We start from the raw sequence: 26,165 nt of genomic DNA on the forward strand, positions 1-26,165 counted from the left end.
GTCGGGGACGGGCCTCCAGACCGGGGGTGGTGGCGAAGGTGCGTCGACCTCGTCGGCCCTGCAGAAGCTGCTCGAGGCGTCCGACGCGAAGTGGGCGGCCGCCGTCAACGGATCGCAGTCGGCCGCGCAGCTCGAACTCGACACCGACACCGCCGTCATGGCGATCGGTGGCTGGTCGAGCGACCCGGCACCCACGCTCGCGCAGTTCAAGGCGTACGTCGCCGACGGGGACATCGGGTACTACGTCTCCTCCGGCTCCGGTGGCGGTGGCATGGGCGGCGGTTCGTCCACCGCATCGGCGATCCAGGAGTGGGTCGCGGCGAACTACGAGTCGACGACGGTCGGCGGGCAGACCGTCTACGACCTGAGCACCGCCAAGTGATCGACGACGAGGGCGCGGTGGATAGGCTCGCGGACGTGACCGGCCAACCGCTGCAGCGCACCGACGGCACCCCCGTCCGCGCCCTCGTCGTCGACGACGAGCACGCCCTGGCCGACGCCGTCGCCCTCGCGTTCGAGGGGGACGGCTGGGCCGTGCGGGCGGTGCACCGAGGACGCGACGTCCTGTTCGCCGCGCGGGAGTTCCAACCCGACGTCATCGTCCTCGACGTGATGCTGCCGGACATCGACGGGTTCGAGGTGCTCGAGCGGCTCCGCGACTCCCGCGACGCCGTCCGTGTGCTCTTCCTCACCGCGCGCGACGCCCCCGAGGACCGGCTCGCCGGACTCACCGGCGGCGGGGACGACTACCTGACGAAGCCCTTCGGCATCGACGAGCTGCTCGTCCGGGCGCGGATCCTCGCACGGACCTCCGCTCGGGTCGCAACGGTGGGCGGGAGCGCCGAGGTGGTGGTCGGTGACCTCCGCCTCGACGAGGACGCCCGCGCCGTCAGCCGTGCCGGCGAACCGATCGAGCTCACACCGACCGAGTACGAGCTGCTGCGGCACCTGGCGCGGAACGCCAACCGGGTGCTCTCGCGGGAACAGCTGCTCGCGGGCGTCTGGGGCATGGACTTCGGGTCGTCGTCGAACCTGGTCGACATGTACGTGTCGTACCTGCGGAAGAAGCTCGACGCCGGACGCGAGCCGATGCTGCAGACCGTGCGCGGGGCTGGGTACGTCTTGCGGCCGACGACGTGAGCCGATCGACGAAGGCGATCCGGGCCCGTCCGACCCGCGCCGGACGGGTGCCGTCGTTGCGGTGGCGGGTCGTGGCTGCCGTCGCGCTCCTGCTCGTCGCGACGAACGTCGTCGTCGGAGCGGTGACCGTCGTCGCGTTCCGGGGGTACCTGGTCGACCGCCTCGACGCGGAGCTGTCGACGGCGGCGAACCGGACCGTCGGCGGCCGGGACGGCGCGGACGCACCCACCGGCCCGCCGCCCGGGTCGTCGTCGGGATCGTCATCGGGATCGTCGTCGGACCGTCCGGATCCGGACAACGCTTTCATCGGGGCGCCGGGGCAGTCCGCCGGCACCGTCGTCGCGATCGTCCGCGACGGCACCGTGGTGCTCGGCGGGTACACCGACAGCGACGGCGACCAGCACGGGCTGTCGTCGGCGCAACGGCGGACGCTCACCGCGGTCGACAGCGGCGCCGACCCGGCGACGATCGACCTCGGCTCGCTCGGCACCTACCGGGTGCAGGCGGTCGGGGACGACGGCGACGTGTTCGTCACCGCACTCCCCCTCGGTGACCTGAACGCCGCCATCGCCCGCCTGTTGCTCGTCATCGGGATCGTCACGGTGCTGGGCCTCGTCGTCGCAGCGTGGGCCCTCGCACTGCTCGTGCGGCGGTCCCTCCGACCGCTCGAACGCGTCGCCGCGGTCGCCTCCGGGGTGACCGACCTCGACCTGGAACGCGGCGACACCGACATCCCGGTGCGGGTCGCCGACGCCGACCTCACCGCGAACCGCGAGGTCGGGCAGGTCGGCACCGCACTGAACCGGCTGCTCGGGCACGTCGCCCGGGCCCTGACGGTGCGCCGCGACGCCGAGGCCGGCATGCGGACCTTCGTCGCCGACGCCTCGCACGAGCTTCGGACGCCGATCGCGACCGTCCGGGCCTACGCCGAGCTGACCGCGCGCTCGTCGGACCTCGACGCGATCCACCGGAACGTCGACCGGATCGGCCGGGAGGCCGTGCGGATGGGCGACCTCGTCGAGGAACTCCTGCTGCTCGCACGGCTCGACGCGACGGCCCTGGCGTCCGGGGCTCCGGTGTCCCCGATCGTGCGCGAACCCGTCGACCTGACCTCGATCGTGGTCGAGGCGACGATGGACGCCCGGGCCACCGCGCCCGGGCACCGGTGGACCCTGCAGATCGTCGACGACCACCCGCTGACCGTGACGGGCGACGCGGAGCAGCTGCGCCGCGTCGTGACGAACCTGCTCGCGAACGCCCGGACGCACACCCCGACCGGGACCGCGGTGGTGGTGTCGTTGCAGCGGATGGGGCCGTCCGGTGCTGGTGCGGCCGCTCGCCTCGTCGTGGCCAACGACGGGCCGCCGATCCCGGCGGACGCACTGCCGACCCTGTTCGACCGGTTCACCCGGGGTGAGGCCTCGCGGACCCGTGCGCAGGGACAGGGGACGAGCGGCCTCGGGCTGGCGATCGTGCAGGCCGTGGTGTCGGCGCACGGCGGGAGCGTGCGGGTGGCCTCCGGCCCCGGTCGGACGGCGTTCACGGTGGACCTGCCGGACGTGGTGCCTGTGCCCGCTTCGTGACGTCCGCCTCGCCCGCTTCGTGAGCAGAAAAGGTCGAGTCCTCTGGCGCGACTCGACCATTCCTGCTCACGAAGGACGCCGGCCCCGACGGCGACGCATACTGGTCGCATGACGAAGGAGTACGGCGAGCTGCCGGGTCGCCCGGACCCGTCGGAACTCGTGGTCGAAGTGCCCGCGTTCGAAGACGACTGTCCGCAGCCCGAACCTGCACCGCCGGCGGCGGCACCGGAGCTCGTCGCAGCGACCGAGTTCGCCCGGAGTTCCCACGCGCCGCCGACGATCCGCCGGACCCAGGTCCGTGCAGGGATGTGGATCGCGGGCGTGCCGATCGCGGTCCTCGCGGTCATCGCGATCGTGCAGATCCTGCTGCAACCCTGACGGTACCCGCGTGCTCGTTGCGGGTCAGTCGTCACGGTCGTCGACGTCTGATCCGCAGAACTCGCCGGGAAAGCGCAAGACCCGAGCGCCCAACCGTCCGGATGGGGCCCGCGCCAGAGGATGGCACGCGCCCGGCGCAACCGTCCGCATCATCAGACGATCGTCCAACGTCCGGGCCGAACGCGTGCAACCCGGCACCCGGCGACGCAGGCTGGGTCCTGTCCGAGCTGGACGACCCACACGGGTCACCACCGCAGAGATGGGAACACGATCATGAACTCGTTCAAGCGCAAGTCCGTCAAGCTCCTCGCCGGCACCGCACTCGGTGGCGCCGTCATCGCCGGGGCGTTCGTCGCGGCACCGGCACAGGCCGCCGAGCCCGCACCGAGCACCTCGGCCTCCGTCGGCGGCAACGTCAACGTGAACCTCGACCCGGTCGCGATCGTCAACGCGATCAAGGACGCCGTGAACGACCAGAGCGACCGCGGCGGCGCCGTGCAGGCCGCGCTCGACGTCGGCTACTGGAACGCGGGCAACCCCGACCGCCTCACCGTCGCGGTGGTCAACAAGAACCAGGACATCACGGTGTCCGGCGACGTCGCGGACGCGCAGTCGATCGACATCAAGGGCGGCAACTACGTCATCTACTGGTTCAAGGGCCCCGGCTCGATCACGAACAACGGTGACGGCGGCTGGCTGAACTGGGGTGCGTTCGGCAACATCGAACGCATCGACAACGTCATCCACGTGAACGGCGGCTGATCCGCCGGCACCGATCCGTCGGCGCCGCACCGACGCCCCCGGGGACCACGGTCTCAGGGGGCGTCGTCGTGTGTGGCGGGACGCTCGGCGGCGGGCTCGATCGCCGGGGGCCAGGTCCGTGCTGCACCGCGGACCTCGCGCCGTGCACGGATCCACCCCTTCACGAAGGCGACCGACACCAGCGCCGTCCGGTTCGGCGCCTTCCACGACTTCATCAGCCGTCCGAGGTGCCACGCGACGGCCTGGCGGCTGTAGGCCGTCTCCTTCGCGATCTCGTCGTTGGAGAGCCCCTGCGCGGCGAGCGCGAGCATCTGCTCCTCGGTCTCGTCGAGGCCGGGCGCACGGGCGACGAGGTCGATCTCCCCGGTGGTGACCGCCGCCGCGGACTCGCCCGCCGATCGCCGTCGCTGCTCGGCCCAGGCCTCGGCCCAGCACGAGCCGAGTTCATGGGCGACGAGCGAGGCGCGGCTCATCGCGAGCATCGTCCGGCCGGCGTGGTCGAGCGTGACGGCGTGGTCGCGGGTGGCCGTGTGCATGACGAGGGCGAAGACCCGGATCGCCGGCAGGGCCCCGCGGAGCACGACCGACACGTCGACGCGGGGGTCCTCCGCGCTCGCGGCCGCCACCGCGCGCAGCTGGTCGAGGCACTCGCGGTCGACGGGTTCACCGCGCTCGACGGCACGCAGCGCGGCGGGGAGCACGAGCGGGACGATCTCGGCGTACCGGCGTCGCAGCCAGTCGTGGCCGTCCAGTCGGATGCCGTGCAGCGGAGGCGTGAGCAGGAGCTCCTCGAACTCCGGACACCGCTCGTCGAGCGCCAGGCCGAGCCGCTCCCCCGGGAGCAGCACCGCCGATCGGTGTGCGTCGTCGCGCTCGGTCGTCATCGTCCGTCGACCGTATCCGCACGACACCTGTCGTGTTCGACCGTGACGTGAACGGTCGCCGAACGCCGTTCTTACCGGGAGCACAGCGCACTGCCTCGGTCCGCATGTGCCCGCTGCCGAGCATGAGCGGCATGACGGAGACGAACCAGACCCTCGACATCGACATCGTCGTCCCCTGCTACAACGAGCAGGACACGCTCGCGGCCCACGTGCGACGCCTGCACACGTTCTGCCGGACGTCGTTGCACCACTCTTGGCGGATCACGATCGCCGACAACGCCTCGACGGACGACACCGCGCGGATCGCCGACGACCTGGCCGCCATGCTGCCCGGCGTGCACGCGGTCCACCTGCCCGAGAAGGGTCGCGGGCGGGCACTCAAGGCCGTGTGGGGTGCATCTCCGGCGACCGTGCTCGTGTACGTCGACGAGGACCTGTCGACGGACCTCGCGGCACTCGAGCCGCTCGTGGCGCCGCTGCTCTCCGGGCACTCCGACCTGGCGATCGGCACACGGTTGGCGGACTCGTCGCGGGTGGTTCGCGGCAGCAAGCGCGAGTTCATCTCCCGCTCGTACAACCTGCTGCTCCGCACGACGATGGGGGTGTCGTTCTCGGACGCGCAGTGCGGGTTCAAGGCGGTCACGAAACGGGCGGCCGACCAGCTGCTGCCGCTGTGCGAGGACGACGCGTGGTTCTTCGACACCGAGATGCTCGTCCTCGCCGAGCACGCGGGACTGCGCATCCACGAGGTCCCGGTGGACTGGGTCGACGACGTGAACTCGTCGGTGCAGATCGCCTCGACGGCCACCGAGGACCTGAAGGGCATGTGGCGCGTCTCGCGGGGCATCGCCAGCGGGCGGGTGCCGGTGGGTGCCGTGTACGAGACCATCGGCCGCCGTCCGTTCACGCCACCGCACGTCGGGTTCCTCGGGCAGGTGCTGCGCTTCGGCGCCATCGGGGTGCTGTCGACCGTCGCGTTCGCGGTGCTGTACGCGCTGTTCCGTCCGGCGATCGGGGCGCAGACCGCGGACTTCCTGGCCCTGCTGCTGACGGCGATCGGCAACACCGCGCTCAACCGGCGGTTCACGTTCGGTGTGCGGGGGCGTGCCGGAGCCGGGCGACATCACGTGCAGGGACTGGTGGTGTTCGGCATCGCGTGGGCGATCACCTCGGGGTCGCTGGTCGTGCTCCACAGCAGCGTGCCGGGAGCATCGCACGGTGCCGAGATCCTGGTGCTGACGGCCGCCAACCTGGTCGCGACCTGCGTTCGGTTCGTGCTGTTCAAGGCGTGGGTGTTCCGCAGCGGCCGCCGTCGCCCGGAGCTCATCCGCCCCGGCACGACCCCCGCCGCCGACGCCAGCACGGCGGTGACGGAGCCGATCACCGTCGACGAACGGACCGGCGAGCGCGCGGCCTGACACCGTGCGGGGCTGGCCACTCGGTGCGGGGTCGTTCGGCCCGCGCGGCCCGTCGCACCGTGCGGTGTGGCCCATCCCGTGCGAGGTTGCACGCTCCGTGCAGCGCAACAACAGCGCACCGAGCGGGCAACCTCGCACCAGCCGAACAGACGCGCACGGTGCGACACCATCACACGCCCGGACCCGCGGTGTTGCGTGGGCGGTATACCGCGCCGTAGCATCGCCGTACCGCACCACAACCCCACAGGGCCCGACTGCCAACACCGGTCTGCCCGCGGCGAGCGCTCCATCGATGCAGCCTGGCCGTCCGCTGCCGGCAACGCCCCACTGGACCCGCACACGTGAACCCCACATCTTTCGGTCTCTACGACCCTGCCCGCGAATCGAGCGACTGCGGCGTCGGTTTCATCACCCGACTCGACGGCACGCCCCACCACGACGTCATCCGCAAGGGTGACGAAGCGCTCTGCGCCATCCCCCACCGCGGCGGCAAGTCCGCCGAGGGTGTCGGTGACGGCGCCGGTGTGAGCATCGACCTGTCGGTGGAGTTCTTCAGCGCCATCACCGGCCAGGAGCTCCGCGCCGGTCACTTCGGTGTCGCGAACTGCTTCGTGCCGAGCGGCGCAGGTGCGGCGGCGGACGCCGAGCGCGCCCGTGCGCGGCAGACCGTCACGGACGCCATCGAGCAGCAGGGCTTCGAGCTGCTCGTCGTCCGCGACGTCCCGGTGGACCACTCCGTCGCCCGGCCCGAGGCCGAGCAGTACCAGCTGCCGATCGTGCAGTGGGTCTTCCGCGCGCCCGAGCAGTGGGACCGCACCGAGGTCGACGCGGCGGCGAACCGCGCCCTGCTCGCGATCGAGTCGGTGTCCTACGGCGAGGCCGCCGAGCAGCGCGCCGAGCACGCGGCCCTGTACCCGCTGTCGCTCAGCGCCCGGACCCAGATCCTGAAGGGCCGCCTGAACTCGGGCGAGGTCATCGGGTACTTCACGGACCTGCGTGACCCGCGTCACTCGGTGCGGACGCTGTACTTCCACACCCGGTTCTCGACGAACACCGAGCCGCACCCGACGATGGCGCAGCCGTTCCGGCTGATGGCGCACAACGGCGAGCTGAACACCGACCGGAAGAACCGTCTGTCGGACGAGGCACTCGCCCGTGCCCGCACCCGCAGCATCGTCCGCCCGCCCGGGCAGTCGGACTCGAGCCGCCTCGACCAGACGCTGCAGAGCCGCGTGTTCGACGACGGACTCGAGATCGTCGAGGCCGTGGTCTCGCTCATGCCGCCGGCGTGGGAGAACGACCGCACGCTGACCGCCGACGTGCGGGACATGCTCGAGTACTTCTCGCTGTACGAGGAGAAGAACGACGGTCCCGCCGCCGTGATCTTCAGCGACGGCGACGTGGTCGGCGCGCGCCTGGACCGCCTGGGGCTGCGTCCGCTGCGCACCGTCGAGACCACCGAGTACCTGATGGTGTCGTCCGAGGCCGGTCAGGTCACGTTCGACGCCGACGAGGTCGTGCACCGCGGCCGCATCGAGGCCGGCGGCATGCTCGTCGTCGACCACCGCACCGGCACCCGGATGCGCACGGACGAGGTGCTGCGCATGCTCGCGGCCCGCAGCGACTACGGCACGCTGCTCGACGCTGCGCGTGTGGACCTCGACGACCTGCCCGCTCCGGACTACGAGCGCACGACGACCACCCTGGGCTACGAGGGCGACCTGTCGCTCGCCGGCCGGTACGTGGCGTACTCGCTGAACCAGGAGAGCTTCCGGTTCATGCTCGACCCGATGCTGCAGAACGGCTCGGAGCGGATCTCGGCGATGGGCTACGGCAACGCCATCAACGCCCTGAGCGACACCGAGGGCGGCATGGCGAAGTACTTCTCGCAGCGCTTCGCCCAGGTGACGAACCCGCCGCTCGACTCGATCCGTGAAGCCGACGGCATGAGCATGCGCGTGGCGCTCGGCGCGAAGCCGGACGGCACGGGTTCGACGAGCCGACAGCTCGTCGTGCAGTCTCCGATCCTCGGCCACCTGGACATGGTGCGCCTGCGCGACCAGGACATCGTGCCGCTCGAGCGCTTCGACATGCTCTACGTGCCGGTGCTCGGCGACGAGCAGGCGAACGCCGACGCCGTGCGCGACGCCGTGGACGCCCTGTGCGACGCCGTGGAGCAGTTCGCGGGGACGTCCGGCGGCATCGCCGTGCTGACCGACCGCGAGGTCTCGTCGACCCGTGCGCCCCTGCCCGTGATCCTGGCCGTGGCCGCCGTGAACCAGCGGCTCATCGAGACCGGGCTGCGCCTGCGGGTGTCCGTCGTCGCCGAGAGCGGTCAGCTGCCATCGTCACACCACGTGGCGACGGCCCTCGGCTTCGGCGCCTCGGCTGTGTACAGCTTGAGCGCGCGCCTGCGTGCCGAGGAGAAGTACCCCGCCGCGCCGGCACCCGCCGGTGAGCTCACCGCGACGGACCTCGCGCTGAAGCAGTTCCGCAAGGCCGCCGAGAAGGCGCTCGCGAAGACCATGGGTCGCGTCGGCCTGTGCACCGCCGAGAGCTACATCGGTGGCGCGTTCTTCGAGCCGAACTACCTGGACACCGGCGACGACGTCCTGGCGCGGGTGTTCCCGCACATGCAGGCCCCCGTGGGCGGCGTCGGCTTCGCCCGCATCGCCCAGGCGGCGACGGACTGGCACGAGCGTGCCCGCTCGGTCGCGGCCGAGGGCCAGGTCCCCCTGCTCGGCCTGTTCAAGGAGCGTTCGGACGGTGCCGGCCACTCGTTCGGCGTCGCGAGCGTCCGCGGGTTCGGCGGGATGACCGAGGAGCGTCCGTCCTTCGAGCGCTCCGGCGACTCGGACGCGCTGCGCCTGCTGACGCTCGGCCAGCTCGACGACTCGTTCGGCATCACCGACGCCGCGTACCGCAACACCGGGTACGACCGCCTCAGTGACACCGAGATCGACCAGCACCGGATCACGCCGGGCTACGTCACGTTCCTGCAGACCACGCACGACGAGCGGTCGCGCCGTCCCGCTGCGCTCCGCGACGTGCTCGCGCTGCCCGCGGACGTCACCGGCATCGACACGGCCGAGGACTTCGCCCGCGAGCTGGGCCGGTTCTCGACGACCGGCAACGCCAGCGTCACCGTGCGCGGGCTGTCCGGCTCGCGTCCGGCGTTCTCCGACGAGCTCCCGGGAGGCACGGAGCAGTTCCGCCTGCAGCTCGCGTCGACGGGCACCACGGGCGCACTGCGCCACGCGGCCCTGGCAGACGGCCTCGCGCTGCTGTACCCGGGCCAGGTCGACGTCGACTCCGTCGACGCCACCCAGGTGACGCTCCGCGCCACCGGCGCGGCCGTCGGGCTGCTTGCCCTGCTCGAGAGCGCGCCCGACAGCGTCGAGCTCGACGAGGTCCAGCCAGCGCACGAGATCACCCGGACCCTGGCGTCCGGCGCGATGAGCCACGGCGCCCTCGTCGCCACCGCGCACGAGGCGGTGGCGCACGGCACGAACATGGTCGGCGGCATGTCGAACAGCGGTGAGGGCGGCGAGCACCACTCCCGCTACGGCACCATCCGCGGCTCGCGGATCAAGCAGTTCGCCTCGGGTCGCTTCGGCATCTGGGCGGGCTACCTCGCCGACCCCATGCTCGAGGAACTCGAGATCAAGATCGGTCAGGGCGCGAAGCCCGGCGAGGGCGGTCAGCTGCCCGCGCCGAAGGTCACGGTGGACATCGCCGCGGCCCGTGGTGGCACCCCCGGCGTCGAGCTCATCTCGCCGCCGCCGCACCACGACACGTACTCGATCGAGGACCTGGCGCAGCTCATCCACGACTGCAAGGCCGCCCGTGTCCGGGTGATCGTGAAGCTCGTGTCCTCCGAGGGCATCGGCACCATCGCGGTCGGCGTCGCCAAGGCCGGCGCGGACGTCATCAACGTCGCGGGCAACACCGGTGGCACCGGCGCCGCGGCCGTCACGAGCCTGAAGTACGCGGGACGTTCGGCGGAGATCGGCGTCGCCGAGGTCCACCAGGCCCTCGTCGCGAACGGCCTGCGCTCCAAGGTCACGCTCCGGTGCTCGGGTGCGCACCAGACCGGGTCCGACGTCGTGACGAGCGCCCTGCTCGGCGGCGACAGCTTCGAGTTCGGCACGACCGCGCTCATGATGCTCGGCTGCGTCATGGCGAAGAACTGCAACGTGAAGTGCCCGGCCGGCCTCACCACGAACGCCGAGGCGTTCGAGGGCGACCCGCGTGCACTCGCGCAGTACCTGCTCAACATCGCCCACGACGTCCGGCAGATCCTCGCCCGCCTCGGTCTGCGCTCGCTGCGCGAGGCACGGGGTCGCACCGACCTGCTGCAGCTCCTCGACCACCCGGCGAGCGTCGGGCGTCTGGACGCCCGCGCCCTGCTCGCGCAGGTGCCGGAGAAGGTCGTGACGGACCCGGAGTACCTGGAGAAGGACTTCCACACCGACGACGCGCTGCTCGAGCGCATCCGCACGGCGCTGGTCGACCACGCCCAGGAGCACGTGCTCGTGCACGGGGTCCTGCTCGGCAACAGCGACAAGTCCGTCGGCGGTCAGCTCGGCATCGACGTCGAGCGCCTGCTCAACCACGAGCTCCGCGCCGAGGACGTCCAGGGGCTGCCCGCCGTGGCGACCGACGACCGCGGGCGCCGCCGGCTGGTCGACGGTGCGGTCACGATCCGCACCCAGGGCTCGGCCGGTCAGTCGTACGGCGTGTTCAACAACGACGGCATCGTGCTCGAGCACACCGGCACCGCGAACGACGGTGTCGGCAAGAGCCAGAGCGGCGGTCGGATCATCGTCCGCGCACCGGGCGGCGGCAGTGCCGACCAGGGCGGGAACGTGCTGATCGGCAACTTCGCGCTCTTCGGGGCCACCGGCGGCCGCACGTTCGTCGAGGGCGAGGCCGGAGACCGCTTCGCCGTCCGCAACTCCGGCGCCACGGCCGTGGTCGAGGGCGTCGGCGACTTCGGGTGCGAGTACATGACGGGCGGCGCCGTGTTCAACCTCGGCGCGTTCGGCAAGGGCCTCGGCAACGGCATGTCCGGCGGGTTCCTGTACCAGTACGACCCGTCCGGTCAGGTCGCCCAGCGCGCCAGCACCGACTCGCTCCTCGTGTTCCCGGTCACCGAGACCGAGCGCGGGGCGTTCCACGAGGCCGGCGCGCGCCTGCTGCTCGAGTGGCACCTCGAGGCGACCGGGTCGGCGCTGGCCGAGCGGCTGCTCGCCGACTGGGAGACCACCCGGCAGCACGTCTTCGTCGGCATGCCACGCGCGCTGCTGCTGTCGCAGGACGCCGGCGAGATCCTCGCGGCGGCCACCCGCTCCGAGCTGCTCGACGAGCTCGCGACCTCGATCGCCACGGACAAGCTCCGTGCGTTCAAGGTCGACTACCGCGACCAGCGCACCGTCCTCGACGGCCGTGCCCCGGCGCTCGGCGACCAGGGCGACGACATGTTCTCGCTGCTGTCGTCGTACACGGTGCTCGGCGTCGCCCAGGACGTCGCCCTCGAGCGCGTCCCCGGTGCGGGTCCCAACGACCCCCGCGTCACCGAAGCGGTGAAGAACCTCGTCCTGACCGAGGACTTCTCGGTGAAGCAGCGCGTCGTGAAGTACCTGCGCGGCACGCTCGACCGGTTCGCGGACGACCAGCTCGCGACGCTCATCGCGATCAAGCGGCTCGACGACTACAAGCGTGCGCTCACGCAGCGGAACAACCGCAGCATGGACGCACCGGGCACCACGGGGTGGATCATGCACCAGAACGCCAAGAACGACGGCCGCGTCCGCGAGGCCCGCTTCGACGAGCTGCTCGCCACCGCGGCGCTCGAGGACATCGCCCGCCGTGCACCCCAGGCGCCGACCGAGGCGGTGTCCGCGTGAGCCTGCTCCCCCCGACCGGATCGCTGATCCCCGTCGACGCACCGTTCTCGGCTGCCCAGGAGTCCTGGCTGGCCGGGTTCATCGCGGGCATCGCCGCCGCCGGCAAGAAGGCGTCCGGCACCGCCCCCACGACGACGATCGACGTGCTGTTCGGCACGCAGACCGGCAACGCGGAGTTCCTGGCCGACGAGCTCGTCGCCGGGGCGAAGGCCCGCGGGCTCGGTGGCCGTGCCGCTGCACTCGACGCCGTCACCCCGGAGCAGCTCGCCGGGATGACCCACGTGCTCGTCGTCACCTCGACGTACGGCGAGGGCGAGATGCCCGACAACGCCGGTCTGTTCTGGGAGGCGGTCCAGGCGTCCACCGTGCCGCGGCTCGAGGGGCTGCAGTACGCCGTCCTCGGCCTCGGGGACACCAGCTACGACGAGTTCTGCCAGGCCGGCAAGCTCCTCGACACCCGCTTCGAGCAGCTCGGCGCGACCCGGGTGCACGACCGCGTGGACTGCGACGTCGACTTCGAGGACGCCGCCGCACTCTGGAGCGCCGCCGTGCTCGACCGGCTCGCTGCCGAGGCCGGCGCGACGGGCGCACCCGGCGCGACCACGGGCAGTGGTGCCGACGGCGGTGCCACCGCGACCGGCGGGGCGGGCGCGGGTCGTGCCTCCCGGCCGGGGTCGCAGTGGAACAAGCGCAACCCCTACCCGTCGCGGCTGGCCGAGAACCGGCTGCTCTCCTCGCCGCGCAGCGCGAAGGAGATCCGGCACTACGAGTTCGACCTCGGCGACTCCGGCATCGAGTACGCCGCCGGCGACGCCCTGGCGGTCGTGCCGGTCAACGACGAGGTCTTCGTCGCGGAGCTGCTCGAGCAGGTCGGCGCGAACGGCGGCGAGTCGTTCGACGGCCGACCGATCACCGAGGTCCTGCGGAGCGACCGCGAGGTCCGCACGCCGTCGAAGGACCTCATCGCGGACCTCGTGCAGCGCGCCCCGGCGAGCGAACTCGCCGCGGTCGTCTCGCACGGCGACAAGCACGAACTGGACCGCTGGCTGTGGGGCCGTGACGTCCTCGACCTGCTGCGCGACGCCGGACCGGCCGCTCCCGGACTCGACGAGCTGCTGCCGAACCTGCGCCCGTTGCAGGCACGCCAGTACTCGATCTCGTCGAGCCCACTGGCGCACCCGGACCGCATCCACCTGACCATCGCGTCCGTCCGGTACGGCGACCCGCACCGGATGTACGCCGGTGTCGCGTCGACGTTCCTGGCGGACCGGGTCGACCCCGACGGTACGGTCGACGTCTACCTGCAGCCGAACGCGTCGTTCGGCGTGCCGGCCGACGCGTCCGCACCGATGATCATGATCGGTCCGGGCACCGGCATCGCCCCGTTCCGCGGGTTCCTGCACGAGCGGGCCGCGGCCGGTGCGACGGGGCGCAACTGGCTGTTCTTCGGCGACCAGCACCGCGACACCGACTTCGTCTACCAGGACGAGCTCACCGAGCTGCAGGAGCAGGGCGTGCTGAACCGCCTCGACCTGGCGTTCTCACGCGACCAGGCCGAGAAGGTCTACGTGCAGACCCGGATGCGCGAGCAGTCCGCCGAGCTGTTCGCCTGGCTCGAGGACGGCGGCCACGTGTACGTGTGCGGCGACGCCTCGCGCATGGCGAAGGACGTCGAGGCCGCGCTGCTCGACGTCATCCGCACCGGCCGCGGCCGCGACGAGGACGACGCGCTGTCGTACCTGGCCGACCTGCGACGCACGAAGCGGTACGTCCGCGACGTCTACTGAGCCAGCAGCCCACGCCCGATGCGAGCAGCAGAACGCCCGGGCAGCAGAACGCCCCGGTAGCGGAACCCGAATCCGACTGCCGGGGCGTCCTGTGGAAGGGTGCCGGTCAGTGAGGCCTGACCGACGAGCCCAGTGGCGTGACGCAAGGACCCGGGTGCGATGACCCGGCTTCCTGGACGACGAGTCTCCTGATCCGGGACTCCCGTCGTGCTCGCCACTCGATCGCCGATGGTTGGTCGGCGCCGGGCGCGCACTGCGTCACGGTCATTCGGGTCCCCCTCCTGCCGCGGTTCGTTGCCGTCACCGGCTCCCTGGATGCCGGCCCGAAGGGACGACTCTGATCCGCGGTACAGAAACGCTACGACGATCGGCGGATCTTCGGAACCCGTTGACGGGAATCACTCAGCCGTGCTACCGCTCGGTGTCCCCGAAGCGTCGTCGGCGTCCCCCGGTGCGACCGCTCGCGACCACGCCGAGTCGGCCGCCGTGCTCGTGTCCGGCGGTTCCGGCGTCAGGACGAGCCCGGAGCCGGACGTGGCTGAGGCGTAGAGGTCCTCGAGCCAACTGCGGTTGATCGACGGCACCCGGCTGCCGGAGAACTTGAAGTGCAGGCCGACGTTCGGGTTCAGCCAGATCGTGCTGCGGCCGTTGCCGTGGACGACGTCGTCCTTCCACGAGAACGCGAACCGGTGATCACGCCGGAGCATGTTCACGATCACGATCTGCAGGTGTGTCATGGCACGGTCGTCGATGCGGAGGTCGAGCGGCTGGCCGTCGTAGATGAGCTGACCCATGGCCCCTTCTACTCCATGGTTCCGGTGTGGTCGAGCGATCTCGCCCAGTTCGTGATGGTGGTGTCGAACCAGACGGCGTCGACGTTCCGCTCCCAGGCGTGCTCGGCGGGCTCACTCACCGCCAACGTCACGGTGTCGGGGTGCGCGTCGGCGAACTCCCGACTGACGGCGAAGGGCACGGTGGTGTCCCCCGACGAGTGGATGAGCAGGGTCGGCGGCAGGCTCCGCGGCGCGTGCAACCAGGAGAGCGCGCGGACGTCCACGGGTGAACGGAGACCGACGAGTCGGCACACGAGCGGCAGTGCCATCGCCCGGAGCGCGGCACCGACGACGAACCCGGGGAGCCCGGCACGACCGGCTTGGGAGCGCACCGTGGTCGCCCAGTCGAGCGCCGGTGACACGAGGACCAGTCCGACGAATCGGTCGCGGTGCGCCGACCGTGCCAGCAGTTCGTGGGTGATCGTCGCGCCCATCGACCACCCCACGATGACGAGCCGTTCGGCCCCGTTCGCGACGGCGTGGTCGAGTGCGGCCTCGACGTCGGGCCACTCGCGGGCACCGAGGTGCGAGGCGCGGCCCTGCCAGGGTGCTTCGCCGTCACCGCGGAACGACGGGACGATCGAGGTCCAGCCGGCCTCGAGCGCCGCCGGCACGGTGCGGAGCGCCGTCACGCGGGTGGTGCGGATGCCGTGCACGTGGACGGCCCAGGTCGCGGCGGGCGCGTCGGTGGCGGGCGCGTCGGCGGTGGCCCGCGCGAGCTCGGCCTCGGGGCCACCGGGCCGGATGACCCAGGCCGGCGCAGGGCCCACGGGCGTCGCCAGGTCGACCTCCGCCCAGTCGACGTCCATCGCGGCGGGGTCCGGGTGCACGTGCCCGCTCCACCGCACCCGCGTCGACACGTCGCCCGTCGTCCGGACCACCGCACGCCGCACGGTGCCGGCGGCCTCGTCGACGTCGAGCACCGGTCCGACCGTGGTGTGCCCGGTGCCGTCGTGCCACAGGCCGTACTCCCCCGGGCGCACGGTGTCGTCGGTGATCGGGAGCCGGATCGAGTCGTCGGTCGTCTCGAGCACGGGGGTCCAGCGGTCGCCGCCGGGCAGCACGATCTTGCCGACGACCTTCCGCACCACGAGCAGGAACGCCGCCGCCAGCACGACGAGCACACCGAGCACCCACCAGACGATCGTCATCGCATCAGCCTCCGAGACTGCGGGTCAGGGTGAGTTCCGCCGAGCGCACCTGGGCGAGTTCGGCGTCGTCGAGGGTGCGGCCCTGCACCTCGGCGTCGCGGATCGCGATGACGAGGTCGTAGGTCCGTGCCTGCACGTCGCCGTCCCGTTCGACGGCGCGCAGCTCGTGGCGCCGGGCGATGCGGCGGAGTCGTCGGTGGTGCCGACGGCACGTCACGTCCCGCCACCACCGGCGGAACGTGAGGGACGCCATCGCGACGACGATGAGGACGATGCCCAGGTAGAACGGCGGGTCGAAGCCCAGACGGAGTCCGTCGCGCAGCGGGGCGGGGAACCACCCGAAGTGGTCGGCGGTGAGGGAGAGCAGCTCGTCGATGCTCGCGATGACCACGAGCCAGAGCCCCACCCGGAAGACCACGAGCGCGACCGGGTTCCGCAGCACGCCGTACCGGAGCGTCGCGGCGGCGATCACGCCGACACCGACCATGTAGACCGACCCGTACAGCCACATCGCCGGCTGGTGGATCTCCCGCACGATGAAGTGGAAGTCGGTGCCGCCCCGGTCGCGCACGGCGAAGAACGGGACGGCGAAGGCCAGCACCACCACGAGGAGCGCGAGCGGGCTCGCCAGCCCCGGCCGCTTCGGCAGGTCGGACGTGCTCGCCCGGAGCATCAGCCAGAAGGCCGCCGTGGCGCACACGTTCTGCACCAGGTTGATGAGGTTCGTGCCCCCGAGGGCGCCGTCGAGCACGGTCTGCGGCACGACGCTGCCGAGCGTCAGCAGCCCGAGCGCACCGACGCCGGTCGCACCCCAGGCGGCGCGGCCACGCGGGTTCCGGAGCACGTAGGGCGTGCGGGCGAGGAAGATCAGCGCCGCGCACCAGAAGGCGGCGGCGTGCAGGACGGCCATCAGCCGTAGGCCCGCTCGTCCGCGCTCGCGCTGCCGGCGAGCAGCACGGTCGCCAGCTCGTACGCGAACCGCTCGGCGAAGTGCTCGTCGTCGTCCGAGATGCTCACCAGTCCGGTGTCGCCGTCGAGGGCGCGGCGGCACACGTGCCCGCCCGAGGCGAACTCGGCGATCGAGGTGGTGGTCGGGGCTCCGGCGTCGCCGTGCACGAGGTGTCCGAGCTCGTGCAGGACGCAGTGCATCCGGTACAGCTCGGGGGCGCCGGCCGGCACCAGGACGAGGTTCTCGTGCTCGAACTGCGACACCAGCGCGGTGAGCGGTCCCCAGCTCGGACCGTCGACGTCGACCACGCGGGTCGGCTTGCCGACGAACCGACCGACCCCGGCGACCACGTCGGGGAGCCTCGGCGACGGAGGAAGGGTCGCGACGAGGGCACTGACGGTGTCCGACGCGCTCGAGCCCACTGGCATCGCCCCTTTCGATCTCCGCGGACAGACTACCTGCACGTCCCCCTTGCGCACGAGGGTGGACAGTCGTAACGTACAACCAAATGGTTGTACGAATTGCACTGTCCGACGCCGAGGTCGACCGGGTGTTCCACGCACTGGCCGACGCGACCCGTCGTGACATCGTCCGACGCACGCTCGTCGGGTCCTCGTCCGTCAGTGACCTGGCGGACGCGTACTCGATGTCGTTCGCCGCCGTCCAGAAGCACGTCGCCGTCCTCGAAGGAGCCGGACTCGTGAGCAAGGAAGCACGCGGCCGGACCCGCATCGTGCGCGCCGAACCGGGTCAGCTCGCCCGGGTCCGCGACCTGCTCGACGCCTACGGCGACCTCTGGCGGGGCCGGCTCGACCGCCTCGACACCCTGCTCGACACCGACAAGGAGCAATGATGTCCACCACGTCCGTCCACACCGATCCCGAGGCCCTCGCGCTGACGCTCGTCGCCGAGTTCCCCGTCCCGGTCGAGCGCCTCTGGGGCGCCTTCGCCGATCCCCGTCAGCTCGAACGCTTCTGGGGTCCACCCGGCTTCCCCGCCACCTTCACGTCGTTCGACCTGCGGCCCGGCGGCCGCGCCGACTACCGGATGACGTCACCACAGGGCGAGCGGTTCCACGCGGTCTGGCAGGTCACCGCGGTCGACGAGCCACACCGCATCGTCTTCCGCGACCTCTTCACCGACGCCGACGGCGAGGTCGACGACGGGTTGCCGGCCAGCGAGACCGTCCTGTCGTTCGAGACCGTCGGAACCGGGTCGCGGGTGACCGTCCGGTCGTCGTTCGGGTCCACCGCCGACCTCGAGACCATGGTGGACATGGGCATGGTCGAGGGCTACGAGCAGGCCTTCGGACAGCTCGACGCCGTCCTCGCCGACCTGCGCGAGGACGCCCTGGGCAACGGCACCGTCACCGAGCTCGTCGACGACACCCACGTCCGCATCACGCGGGCCTTCGCAGCACCACGCCACCTGCTGTGGCGGGCGCACACCGAGCCCGAGCTCGTCCGGCAGTGGTTGCTCGGACCGGACGGGTGGGAGATGACGGTGTACGAGAACGACCTGACGCCGGGTGGCACGTTCCGGCAGGCGTGGGCGCCGACGGGTGACACCGAGGGCGAGCCGTTCGGGTTCGAGGGCGAGAACCTCGTCGTGGAACCGGAACGGCGGATGGTGTCCACCGAGCGGATGACCGGTGCGCCGTTCCCGCCGAACACGAACGACCTGCAGTTCGACGAGGCCGACGGCGTCACCCTGCTGACGCTGCGCATCACCTACCCCGACCGGACGCAGCGCGACGTGATCCTGGCCACCGGCATGACCGACGGCATGGAGACCAGCTACCAGCGTCTGGAACGCGAGGTCCTGTCCGCCACGTGACCAGCGGACGGACGGGAGGCCCGTGGCGGGGCCGCCACGGGCCTCCCGTCCGTCACGCGGTGCGTCTCAGGACGCCTCGTAGTGGCGCGCGCCGCCGCGCACTCCGGCGAACCGGTACGGCCCAGCCGTGACGCGCGGACGCTCGACGTCCTCGCTCGTCGCGGCGCCGGTCGCGTGCAGCTCGCGGTACGCGTCCACCGTCAGCGGAACGCGGGCCGAGAGCAGCTGCCGGACCCGGCCGACGCGACGGTGCTCACGGTAGGACGGCTGCACGATGCCGGTGAGGAGCTCGCCGACGCTGCCCGAACCGTAGCTGAACAGGGCGATGCGCTCACCCGCCAGGTCCTCGTCGAGGTCGAGGAGCGCGGCGAGCCCGATCCAGAGTGACGCCGTGTACGTGTTGCCGGTCTGCTTGTTGTACGTGAAGCCGACGAACAGCTCCGACTCGTCGAACGGCACGCCCACGTGCTGCGTCAGCTTCCGGTGGGCCTTGAGCGCCATCTTCGTGAACGGCTGGTGGTGGACGAAGCGCACGATGTCCTCGTACGCCGGTCCGCCCTGGTCCGCCAGGTCGTCCCAGGCGCCGACGAACGCGTCGACGTAGGCGCTGACGGACAGGCGGCCGTCGACCAGTGCGGTGGAGCGGTCGTTCGGGCGCCAGAAGTCGTCGACGTCCGCGGTGAAGACGCCGGCGGCCGGCTCGATCTCGATGAGGTCGGGGTCGGCGGACACCAGGATCGCTGCCGCACCGGCGCCCTGGGTGGGCTCGGCGGCGGTGTCGACGTCGTAGCGGGCGACGTCGGCGGCGATGACGAGCACGCGCTCGTGCGGTGCCCGGGCGATGATGCCGAGGGCGAGCTGCACGGCGGCCATCCCGCCGTAGCAGGCCTGCTTCAGCTCGACGACGCGGACGTTCTTCGGCAGGCCGAGCACCCCGTGCACGAAGACGCCGGCGGCCTTGGACTGGTCGACGCCGGACTCGGTGGCGAACAGCACGGTGCGGATGCCCTCGACACCGTGGCGGTCGATGACCTCCTTGGCCGCGGCGGCCCCCATCGTGACGATGTCCTCGTCCGGGGCGGGCACGCTGAAGGCGTCCTGGCCGATGCCGACGTGGTACTTCGCCGGGTCGACGCCGAGGCGCTCGGCCAGGTCGTCGAGCTCGAGCACGTGGTGCCCGGTCGCGATGGCGATGTCGTGGATGCCGATGCGCGTCATGCTGCGCCCCCGGCCGGCTTCGTGCCCCGTCGCTCCATGGCGACGTGGGCGGCCATCAGCTCACCCGGGTTCGTCTGGGCGGCGAGGAGCGAGAGTTCCCCGCACAGCACCGTGGCGGCACACAGGGCGGCGAGCCGACGGGCGTTCGCACCGGGCTCGCGGTCCTCGCGGCAGCCGAGGCGCACGAGGGCGTCCTCGACGACGGGCAGGTCCCCGCCCTTGCCGTTGCCGACGGTGCCGACGATCAGGTGCGGCAGCGAGGTGGCGAAGTACAGGTCGCCGTCGCGGTTCTCGGCACTCGTGATGCCCTGCGAGCCCTCGACGATGTTCGCGGCGTCCTGCCCGGTGGCCAGGTAGAAGCCGAGCAGCATGTTCGCGTAGTGCGCGTTCGCGGAGCGGAGCGCCCCGGCGATGGTCGAGCCGATGAGGTTCTTCGCGATGTTCAGTTCGACGATGCGCTCGGTGCTCGACCGCAGGCGCTTCTCGACGATCTCGCCGGGGATCACGATCTCGGCGATGGTGTTGCGGCCACGACCACGGATGCCGTTCACCGCGCTGGCCTTCTTGTCGGTGCAGAAGTTGCCCGACACGGACACGTAGCGCAGGCCCGGCTGCCACGCCAGGATCGCGGGCAGGAGCTTGTCCGCCGCCTGCGTGACCATGTTGTGGCCGGAGGCGTCACCGGTCGTGAACGCGAACCGCAGGAACAGCAGGTCACCGACGATCTCGGGGTGCACCTCGATGAGCTTCGCGAACCGGCTCTGCCCGGCGACCAGCGCCTCGAGCTCGTCCTGTCGCGCGAGGATCTGCCCCGCAGCGACGTGCGCCGCAGCGGCACTGGCTGCTCGGACGACGACCGAGCGGGTCATCCGCTCGTCGACGACGGTCGCGACGATGCCGTCGTCGACCATGCGCGAGATGCGGGCGCCGCGGCCGACGGACGGCCAGAGCGGCGACTCGTACGTGGCGAGCGGGACCTCGTGCTCGCCCTGGACCGCGTTGCCGCTGATGCGGATCGGTCCGACCCACTTGGTCGGGATCGGCGTGAGCAGGTCACTCATCGAGGGCTCCTTCTGGTGCTCGCACCGCGACGCTGAGGTGTCTGATGTCGTGCGCCTCCCAGGCGCGGTGGATGCCGGCGGGGTCGATGTCCGCGGGGACGAGTGCGATGCCGCAGTCGCCGCCGCCGGCGCCGGACGGCTTCGCCGCTCCGCCGGCCGCCTCGACGACGTCGCACAGGGTCGCGAGGCGTTCGGTCTCGATCTTCGACCCGACCGAGTCGCCGAGGCGCTGCATCAGCACCCGGGCACGTCGGAGCGCGTCGAGCGTCTGCTCCGCGTCGCCGGTCTGGAGGCCCGTGGTCAGGTCGTCGACACAGCTGCGGCTCTCGTCGAGGAACGCCTGGTACCCGCCGTTGCGGTGCCGACGCACCACACCGACGAGCTTCGTGGTCGAGGCCGGCGAGCCGGTCCAGCCGACCAGGAGCTGCAGGTTCTCGGGGGCCGGCAGCCGCTGGACGTCGAAGCCCGCCCACGCGGCGGCGTCGGTGAGGATGTCGGACACGCGGCGCTCGTCGACGAACGACGCGAGGTGGTCGCGGTCCGGGGCGCTGTAGCGCAGCCATCCACCGAAGGTGCTCGCGGCGAGGTCCCCGCCGGAGGCCCGCGGGTTCACCCGGATGGTGGCGAGCAGGGCGACCTGGAAGCGCTGCCGCTGCGTCAGGCCGATGCCGTAGAAACGGTCGAGGGCACCGACGGTCGCGACGGTCACCGCCGCCGAGGACCCGAGCCCGAACTTCCGGCCGCTGGCGTCGTCGAGCTGGCTCTCGATCCGCAGGTCGTGGAAGCGCGGGGCGATCCCCCGCTCGGCGCGGAGCTTCTCGACGAGGTCGATCGTCGCCATCACGTAGTCGTAGGGGTGGTGCTCGCGGTCCAGGGCGAGACCGTCCTCGTCGCGCGTCCACGTCAGTGGCAGGTGGCCGTACTCCTCCGAGTGCACGCTGCCCGCACCGTGTGCCTCGGACACGCGTGCCGTGATGGCGCGGTCGAGGGCGATGAGGACGGACGGCTGGCCGGGCTCGACGACGGCGTACTCGCCGGCGACGAACAGCTTGCCGTGGGCGCGGAACTCGATCACTGCACGGACTCCTTCTGGTCGGGGCTGTCGCTCGCTGCGGCGACCCCGATCTCTTCGGAGCGGAGCACCCGAGCGGCAGGTCCGGTGCCGGACTCGATGACGTCGCCGAAGGACGCCAGCGCGGTGGCCACGGCGGAGCGGTCCTCGGGCCGGCAGAGCACGACCACGTTCGGGCCGGCGTCGGCGGTGGCGTAGGCCTCGAGCCCGGCGGCGCGGAGTTCGCCCACGGCGTCGAACACGGCGACGCTGCGCGCGTTGAGGTAGCGGATGGGCGGGAAGGCGCCCTCGATGGTGGCGTGCATGCGCAGCGCGTTGCTCTCGGTGATCTCGCCGATGCGCGTGAAGTCGCCGGCTGCGCAGGCGTCGAGCATGTCGCCGACGGTCTCGGTGGTCGACGTGACCCAGGCCGGGTAGAACGGCGACGTGGCGATGGTGCGGCGCATCGCCTCGCGCGAACCGATGGGCTTCGGTCCGGCGTCGATCGTCACGACCACCATGGCCATCGGCGGTGCCGGGATCGGCTCGGCGAAGGACCCCTGGTCGTCGCCGGCGTGCCACACGGCGACACCGCCGGGGATCGACCGCGTGGCCGACCCCGAGCCGCGTCGGGCCAGGCGGGACAGGTCGCGCGGGGACAGGTCGAGGCCGTACGCCGCCGAGGCCGCGGTGGCGAGCGCCGCGAACCCCGACGCGCTCGAGGCAAGTCCAGCACCGGTCGGCACGGTGTTCTCGGACACCACGGACGCGCGGGCGTCGCTGCCGGCGAGCTCCCGCACGAGGTCGAGGAACTGCTGCACGCGCACCAGGGCGCCGTCCTCGACGACGTGACCGTTCAGCGTGAACCGGTCACGCGCCTCCTGGCCGTCACCCGAGCCGCCGTCCACCGTGACGGTGGTCGTCGTGGGGAACACGTCGAGGCCCATGGAGACGCTGCCCGTGGCGGGCAGCGCGAGCTGCGCGTCCGCCTTGCCCCAGTACTTGACGAGGGCGATGTTGGGGTGCGCGACGGCGGTGGCGGTCATCAAGCGCGGGCTCCGATCGTGGTGGTCCAGGTGGCTGCGGCCCCTGCGCCGCGGAGTGCGGCCGCGATGCGGTCCGCGTGGTCGTCGTCCGCGGCGAGTGCGAGCACGCACCCGCCCCGCCCGCCGCCGGTCAGCTTCGCGCCGAGGGCGTCCGCAGCACGTGCGGCGTCGACGAGCCGGTCCAGGTCGGCACTCGACACGTCGAGTGCGCTGAGCAGGTCGTGCGCGGCGTCCATCGTGGCACCGAGCCCCTGTGCGTCGCCAGCCTCGAGTGTCCCCCGCGCCTGCCGTGCGAGCGCGCCGATCCGGTCGATGACCGCGTCGACGGCGACCGGGTCCTGGTCGTGCCGTTCCCGCACGGCCGCGACCGCCTGCCGGGTGTGGCCGGGGACACCGGTGTCGGCGACGACGAAGGTGAAGCGGGCCCCGAGGGCGACGGGCTCGATGCGGCCGCCCTCGAACCAGACCGGCACCGCGGCGACGACACCGCGGGCGTCGAGTCCTGACGGACGGCCGTGGGCGACCCGCTCGCACTCCTGGATGAGGTCGTGGTGGGTCTCGGCGTCGAGGGACTCGCCGAGGGCGTCCGCGACGGCTGCCGTCACGGCGGCGGCGACCGCTGCGCTCGAGCCCATGCCCCGGGCGGTCGGGACCTCGCTGTCGACCCGGACGTGGAAGTACCGGTCGGTCACCCCGAAGTGCCGCAGCGTCGCGGTGACGGCGGTGACGGTCGGCATCACTGCTGCAGGTGCGAGGTCGAGCGGCCCCGTGTGCACCGTGGACTCGAGGGTGTGCCCGACGACGGTGCCGGTGGCCTCGTCGACGCCGGCGGTGACGGGGCTCACGGTCGCGACGACCCGGGCGTCGAGCACCGGCAGGACGAGTGCGGGTGCGCCGTAGACCACGGCGTGCTCACCGATCAGGATCGTCTTGCCGTGGGACGACGCGGTCCCGGAGCCGGGGGTCGTGGTGGAGTCGAGGTCGCTGCTGGTCATCGTGGGTCACGTCAGCCTAACCGTCCGGGCCGGAGCACGTGTTGGGTTGTGCACAACCGAGTTGCGTGCGATCCTGGTGGCATGCCCGTGACCGACGAGATGGTGTGCTTCTCCCTCTACGCAGCGAGCCGCGCGACGACGCAGGCGTACCGCTCGCTGCTCGAACCCTGGGGACTGACCTACCCGCAGTACCTGGTGCTCGTGACCCTGTGGATCGAGGGCGATCAGACCGTCTCGAGCCTCGGTGACCACCTGCAGCTCGACTCCGGCACCCTGTCGCCCCTGCTCCGCCGCATGGAGCAGTCCGAGCTCGTCCGCCGCGAACGCCGCAGCACCGACGAGCGCGTCGTGACGATCACGCTCGGCGACCGCGGCCGCACCATCCGTGCCGACCTCGCGCACATCCCGGCGACGATCGCCGCAGGCATGGGGCTCCCCGACGAGCAGGCCGCCACGGAGCTCATCGCGACCCTGCACCGGCTGACCGAGACGATGCACGCCGCGGCCACGAACGACACCGCCGCGACGCCCGACCGCGCCGCCGCGGACCACTGACCCCACGAAGGAAGGAACACCATGGAAGCCCTCTACACCGCCGAGGCCCTGGCCACCGGCGAAGGCCGCAACGGCCACGTCGCCACGAGCGACGGCACGGTCGAGTTCGACCTCGCCATCCCGAAGGAGATGGGTGGCTCCGGCAACGGCGCCAACCCCGAGCAGCTCTTCGCCGCCGGGTACGCCGCCTGCTTCCACTCCGCGCTGCAGGGCGTCGCCCGCAGCCAGAAGGTGAAGATCACCGACTCGTCCGTCGGCGGCCGCGTCCAGATCGGCCCGAACGGCAACGGCGGCTACCAGCTCGCCGTCATGCTCGAGGTCGTCATCCCCGGCCTGGAGCACGACCAGGCCCAGGCACTCGCCGACGCAGCCCACCAGGTCTGCCCGTACTCGAACGCGACCCGCGGCAACATCGACGTCACCATCACCGTCTCGGAGGACTGAGCATGACCGACACCACCCCCACCACCATGCGCGCCGTCGTCCACGAGACGTTCGCCGAGCCCGCCGACGTCCTCGAGGTGCAGGAGCGCCCCGTCCCGACGCCCGGCGCCGGCGAGGTCCTCGTCCGCACGGTCCTCTCCCCCATCCACAACCACGACCTGTGGACCGTCCGCGGCACCTACGGCTTCAAGCCCGAGCTGCCCGCCGCCTCCGGCACCGAGGCACTCGGCGTCGTCGAGGCCCTGGGCGAGGGCGTCACGAACCTGTCGGTCGGCCAGCGCGTCGCCGGCGGCGCCTTCGGCGTCTGGGCCGAGTACTACACCGCGAACGCCGCCGGGCTCGTCCCGGTGCCGGACGCCATGACCGACGAGGCCGCAGCACAGCTCGTCTCGATGCCGTTCAGCGCCATCAGCCTGCTGCACTCGCTCGACCTGCACGAGGGCGACTGGCTCATCCAGAACGCCGCGAACGGTGCCGTCGGGCGCATGGTCGCCCAGCTCGGCGCGGCCCGCGGCATCAACGTCATCGGCCTGGTGCGTCGCGCCGCCGGTGTCGAGGAGCTGCGCGAGCAGGGCATCGAGCGCATCGTCGCCACCGACGCGGACGACTGGAAGGACCAGGTCGCCGCGATCACCGGAGGCGCCCCGATCGTCGCCGGTGTCGAGTCCGTCGGCGGCAAGGCCGCCGGCGACATCGCCAGCGTGCTCGGCGAGAACGCGAGCCTCGTCGTCTTCGGCGCGATGGCCTCGCCCACGCTCGAGATCCCCTCCGGCAAGGTCATCTTCGGCCAGCTCACCGTGAAGGGCTTCTGGGGCAGCGTCGTCAGCAAGACGATGCCGGCCGAGACGAAGGGCCAGCTCTTCGGCGAGCTCATCACCCGCGTGCTCGACGGCTCGCTGACGCTCCCCGTCGCCGAGACCTTCGCGTTCGAGGACGTCCGCGACGCCGTGCGTGCCTCGGACACCGCCGGCCGCGTCGGCAAGGTGCTCCTGCGCCCGTAGCGCGACCACTGAACGGACGAGAGGCCCGGTGCCAGCTGTGAACTGGTCCCGGTTTGTTGGACCGTGAAGTCAGATTAGGCCGCGAGGGCGTGAGCTCGGTATTGAACCGGGCTCATGCCTCGAGTCGTGCCTGGGAGCGGTCGGTGTTCCACCAGGTGATGTAG

General features: G+C 71.8%; 22 protein-coding genes and 1 pseudogene. 13 read left to right on the plus strand and 10 right to left on the minus strand.

Annotation, left to right across the window (positions count from 1 at the left end; all coding sequences use genetic code 11):
* The 5 genes and pseudogenes from GVL05_RS16540 to GVL05_RS16560 form a co-directional block, all read left to right on the plus strand.
* A pseudogene (locus GVL05_RS16540) lies at nucleotides 1-382 on the plus strand (glycosyl transferase); the annotation flags it as partial.
* A 35-nt stretch (nucleotides 383-417) separates the two neighbouring features.
* The gene (locus GVL05_RS16545) at nucleotides 418-1,140 is read left to right on the plus strand and encodes a response regulator transcription factor (RefSeq protein ID WP_159573850.1); all 723 of its coding nucleotides are present in this window, start codon (nucleotides 418-420) and stop codon (nucleotides 1,138-1,140) included.
* Nucleotides 1,137-2,723: a cell wall metabolism sensor histidine kinase WalK gene (locus GVL05_RS16550; RefSeq protein ID WP_159573851.1), complete on the plus strand. Its 1,587-nt coding sequence runs from the start codon at nucleotides 1,137-1,139 to the stop codon at nucleotides 2,721-2,723. The genes GVL05_RS16545 and GVL05_RS16550 overlap by 4 nt, the downstream gene beginning before the upstream one ends.
* 108 nt (nucleotides 2,724-2,831) lie before the next feature.
* Entirely contained in the window at nucleotides 2,832-3,101 is a 270-nt protein-coding gene (locus GVL05_RS16555; protein WP_159573852.1) for a hypothetical protein, read from the plus strand.
* 273 nt (nucleotides 3,102-3,374) lie between these two features.
* Nucleotides 3,375-3,863, plus strand: coding sequence for a hypothetical protein (locus tag GVL05_RS16560; protein WP_111084734.1), 489 nt, complete (start codon nucleotides 3,375-3,377; stop codon nucleotides 3,861-3,863).
* A gap of 53 nt (nucleotides 3,864-3,916) precedes the next feature.
* Here GVL05_RS16560 and GVL05_RS16565 read toward each other — a convergent pair whose 3' ends face one another.
* On the minus strand, nucleotides 3,917-4,747 hold the full coding sequence (locus GVL05_RS16565) for a helix-turn-helix transcriptional regulator (RefSeq protein ID WP_159573853.1): 831 nt from the start codon (nucleotides 4,745-4,747) through the stop codon (nucleotides 3,917-3,919).
* 131 nt (nucleotides 4,748-4,878) lie between these two features.
* Here GVL05_RS16565 and GVL05_RS16570 point away from each other — a divergent pair, with 131 nt between their 5' ends.
* The 3 genes from GVL05_RS16570 (at nucleotide 4,879) to GVL05_RS16580 (ending at nucleotide 13,861) form a co-directional block, all read left to right on the plus strand.
* Entirely contained in the window at nucleotides 4,879-6,165 is a 1,287-nt protein-coding gene (locus GVL05_RS16570) for a bifunctional glycosyltransferase family 2/GtrA family protein (RefSeq protein ID WP_228505851.1), read from the plus strand.
* 341 nt (nucleotides 6,166-6,506) lie between these two features.
* Entirely contained in the window at nucleotides 6,507-12,074 is a 5,568-nt protein-coding gene (locus GVL05_RS16575; protein WP_159573854.1) for a glutamate synthase-related protein, read from the plus strand.
* The gene (locus GVL05_RS16580) at nucleotides 12,071-13,861 is read left to right on the plus strand and encodes a sulfite reductase subunit alpha (RefSeq protein WP_159573855.1); all 1,791 of its coding nucleotides are present in this window, start codon (nucleotides 12,071-12,073) and stop codon (nucleotides 13,859-13,861) included. Before GVL05_RS16575 ends, GVL05_RS16580 begins: the two co-directional genes overlap by 4 nt.
* 398 nt (nucleotides 13,862-14,259) lie before the next feature.
* Here GVL05_RS16580 and GVL05_RS16585 read toward each other — a convergent pair whose 3' ends face one another.
* The 4 genes from GVL05_RS16585 to GVL05_RS16600 are packed head-to-tail and all read right to left on the minus strand — an operon-like array spanning nucleotide 14,260 to nucleotide 17,144.
* The gene (locus GVL05_RS16585; protein ID WP_123291787.1) at nucleotides 14,260-14,655 is read right to left on the minus strand and encodes an ATP-dependent DNA ligase; all 396 of its coding nucleotides are present in this window, start codon (nucleotides 14,653-14,655) and stop codon (nucleotides 14,260-14,262) included.
* 8 nt (nucleotides 14,656-14,663) lie between these two features.
* A complete protein-coding gene (locus GVL05_RS16590) occupies nucleotides 14,664-15,845 on the minus strand; it encodes a S9 family peptidase (RefSeq protein WP_159573856.1) in 1,182 nt (393 codons plus the stop codon).
* 4 nt (nucleotides 15,846-15,849) lie between these two features.
* The gene (locus tag GVL05_RS16595; RefSeq protein ID WP_159573857.1) at nucleotides 15,850-16,755 is read right to left on the minus strand and encodes a hypothetical protein; all 906 of its coding nucleotides are present in this window, start codon (nucleotides 16,753-16,755) and stop codon (nucleotides 15,850-15,852) included.
* Nucleotides 16,755-17,144 carry a hypothetical protein gene (locus tag GVL05_RS16600; protein WP_123938427.1) on the minus strand — a complete coding sequence of 130 codons (390 nt, stop codon included), beginning with the start codon at nucleotides 17,142-17,144 and terminating at the stop codon, nucleotides 16,755-16,757. The genes GVL05_RS16595 and GVL05_RS16600 overlap by 1 nt, the downstream gene beginning before the upstream one ends.
* A gap of 158 nt (nucleotides 17,145-17,302) precedes the next feature.
* On the opposite strand from GVL05_RS16600, the gene GVL05_RS16605 reads away from it, so the two are divergent.
* Both GVL05_RS16605 and GVL05_RS16610 read left to right on the plus strand, forming a co-directional pair.
* Complete coding sequence (locus GVL05_RS16605; protein ID WP_123291783.1) at nucleotides 17,303-17,647, plus strand: helix-turn-helix transcriptional regulator; 345 nt, start codon at nucleotides 17,303-17,305, stop codon at nucleotides 17,645-17,647.
* Nucleotides 17,647-18,630 carry an SRPBCC family protein gene (locus GVL05_RS16610; RefSeq protein WP_159573858.1) on the plus strand — a complete coding sequence of 328 codons (984 nt, stop codon included), beginning with the start codon at nucleotides 17,647-17,649 and terminating at the stop codon, nucleotides 18,628-18,630. Before GVL05_RS16605 ends, GVL05_RS16610 begins: the two co-directional genes overlap by 1 nt.
* A 66-nt stretch (nucleotides 18,631-18,696) precedes the next feature.
* Here the strand turns inward: GVL05_RS16610 and GVL05_RS16615 are convergent, their stop codons facing one another.
* The 5 genes from GVL05_RS16615 to mvk are packed head-to-tail and all read right to left on the minus strand — an operon-like array spanning nucleotide 18,697 to nucleotide 24,001.
* Complete coding sequence (locus GVL05_RS16615; RefSeq protein WP_159573859.1) at nucleotides 18,697-19,848, minus strand: hydroxymethylglutaryl-CoA synthase; 1,152 nt, start codon at nucleotides 19,846-19,848, stop codon at nucleotides 18,697-18,699.
* A complete protein-coding gene (locus tag GVL05_RS16620) occupies nucleotides 19,845-20,909 on the minus strand; it encodes a hydroxymethylglutaryl-CoA reductase (protein ID WP_123291780.1) in 1,065 nt (354 codons plus the stop codon). The genes GVL05_RS16615 and GVL05_RS16620 overlap by 4 nt, the downstream gene beginning before the upstream one ends.
* Nucleotides 20,902-21,984: a phosphomevalonate kinase gene (locus tag GVL05_RS16625; protein WP_123291779.1), complete on the minus strand. Its 1,083-nt coding sequence runs from the start codon at nucleotides 21,982-21,984 to the stop codon at nucleotides 20,902-20,904. Before GVL05_RS16625 ends, GVL05_RS16620 begins: the two co-directional genes overlap by 8 nt.
* Nucleotides 21,981-23,006: a diphosphomevalonate decarboxylase gene (gene mvaD, locus GVL05_RS16630; RefSeq protein ID WP_235036028.1), complete on the minus strand. Its 1,026-nt coding sequence runs from the start codon at nucleotides 23,004-23,006 to the stop codon at nucleotides 21,981-21,983. The genes GVL05_RS16625 and mvaD overlap by 4 nt, the downstream gene beginning before the upstream one ends.
* Complete coding sequence (gene mvk, locus GVL05_RS16635) at nucleotides 23,006-24,001, minus strand: mevalonate kinase (protein WP_159573861.1); 996 nt, start codon at nucleotides 23,999-24,001, stop codon at nucleotides 23,006-23,008. Before mvk ends, mvaD begins: the two co-directional genes overlap by 1 nt.
* A gap of 81 nt (nucleotides 24,002-24,082) precedes the next feature.
* Between mvk and GVL05_RS16640 the strand changes: the two genes are divergently transcribed.
* The 3 genes from GVL05_RS16640 to GVL05_RS16650 are packed head-to-tail and all read left to right on the plus strand — an operon-like array spanning nucleotide 24,083 to nucleotide 26,001.
* Nucleotides 24,083-24,556, plus strand: coding sequence for a MarR family winged helix-turn-helix transcriptional regulator (locus tag GVL05_RS16640; protein WP_200849250.1), 474 nt, complete (start codon nucleotides 24,083-24,085; stop codon nucleotides 24,554-24,556).
* A gap of 21 nt (nucleotides 24,557-24,577) precedes the next feature.
* On the plus strand, nucleotides 24,578-25,000 hold the full coding sequence (locus GVL05_RS16645; RefSeq protein ID WP_159573862.1) for an organic hydroperoxide resistance protein: 423 nt from the start codon (nucleotides 24,578-24,580) through the stop codon (nucleotides 24,998-25,000).
* Between the two features lie 26 nt (nucleotides 25,001-25,026).
* Nucleotides 25,027-26,001: a zinc-binding dehydrogenase gene (locus GVL05_RS16650; protein ID WP_200849252.1), complete on the plus strand. Its 975-nt coding sequence runs from the start codon at nucleotides 25,027-25,029 to the stop codon at nucleotides 25,999-26,001.
* Nucleotides 26,002-26,165: the final 164 nt, after the last annotated feature.

This window comes from Curtobacterium sp. 18060, from assembly GCF_902706105.1.
In the GTDB taxonomy this organism is placed as follows: Bacteria; Actinomycetota; Actinomycetes; order Actinomycetales; family Microbacteriaceae; genus Curtobacterium.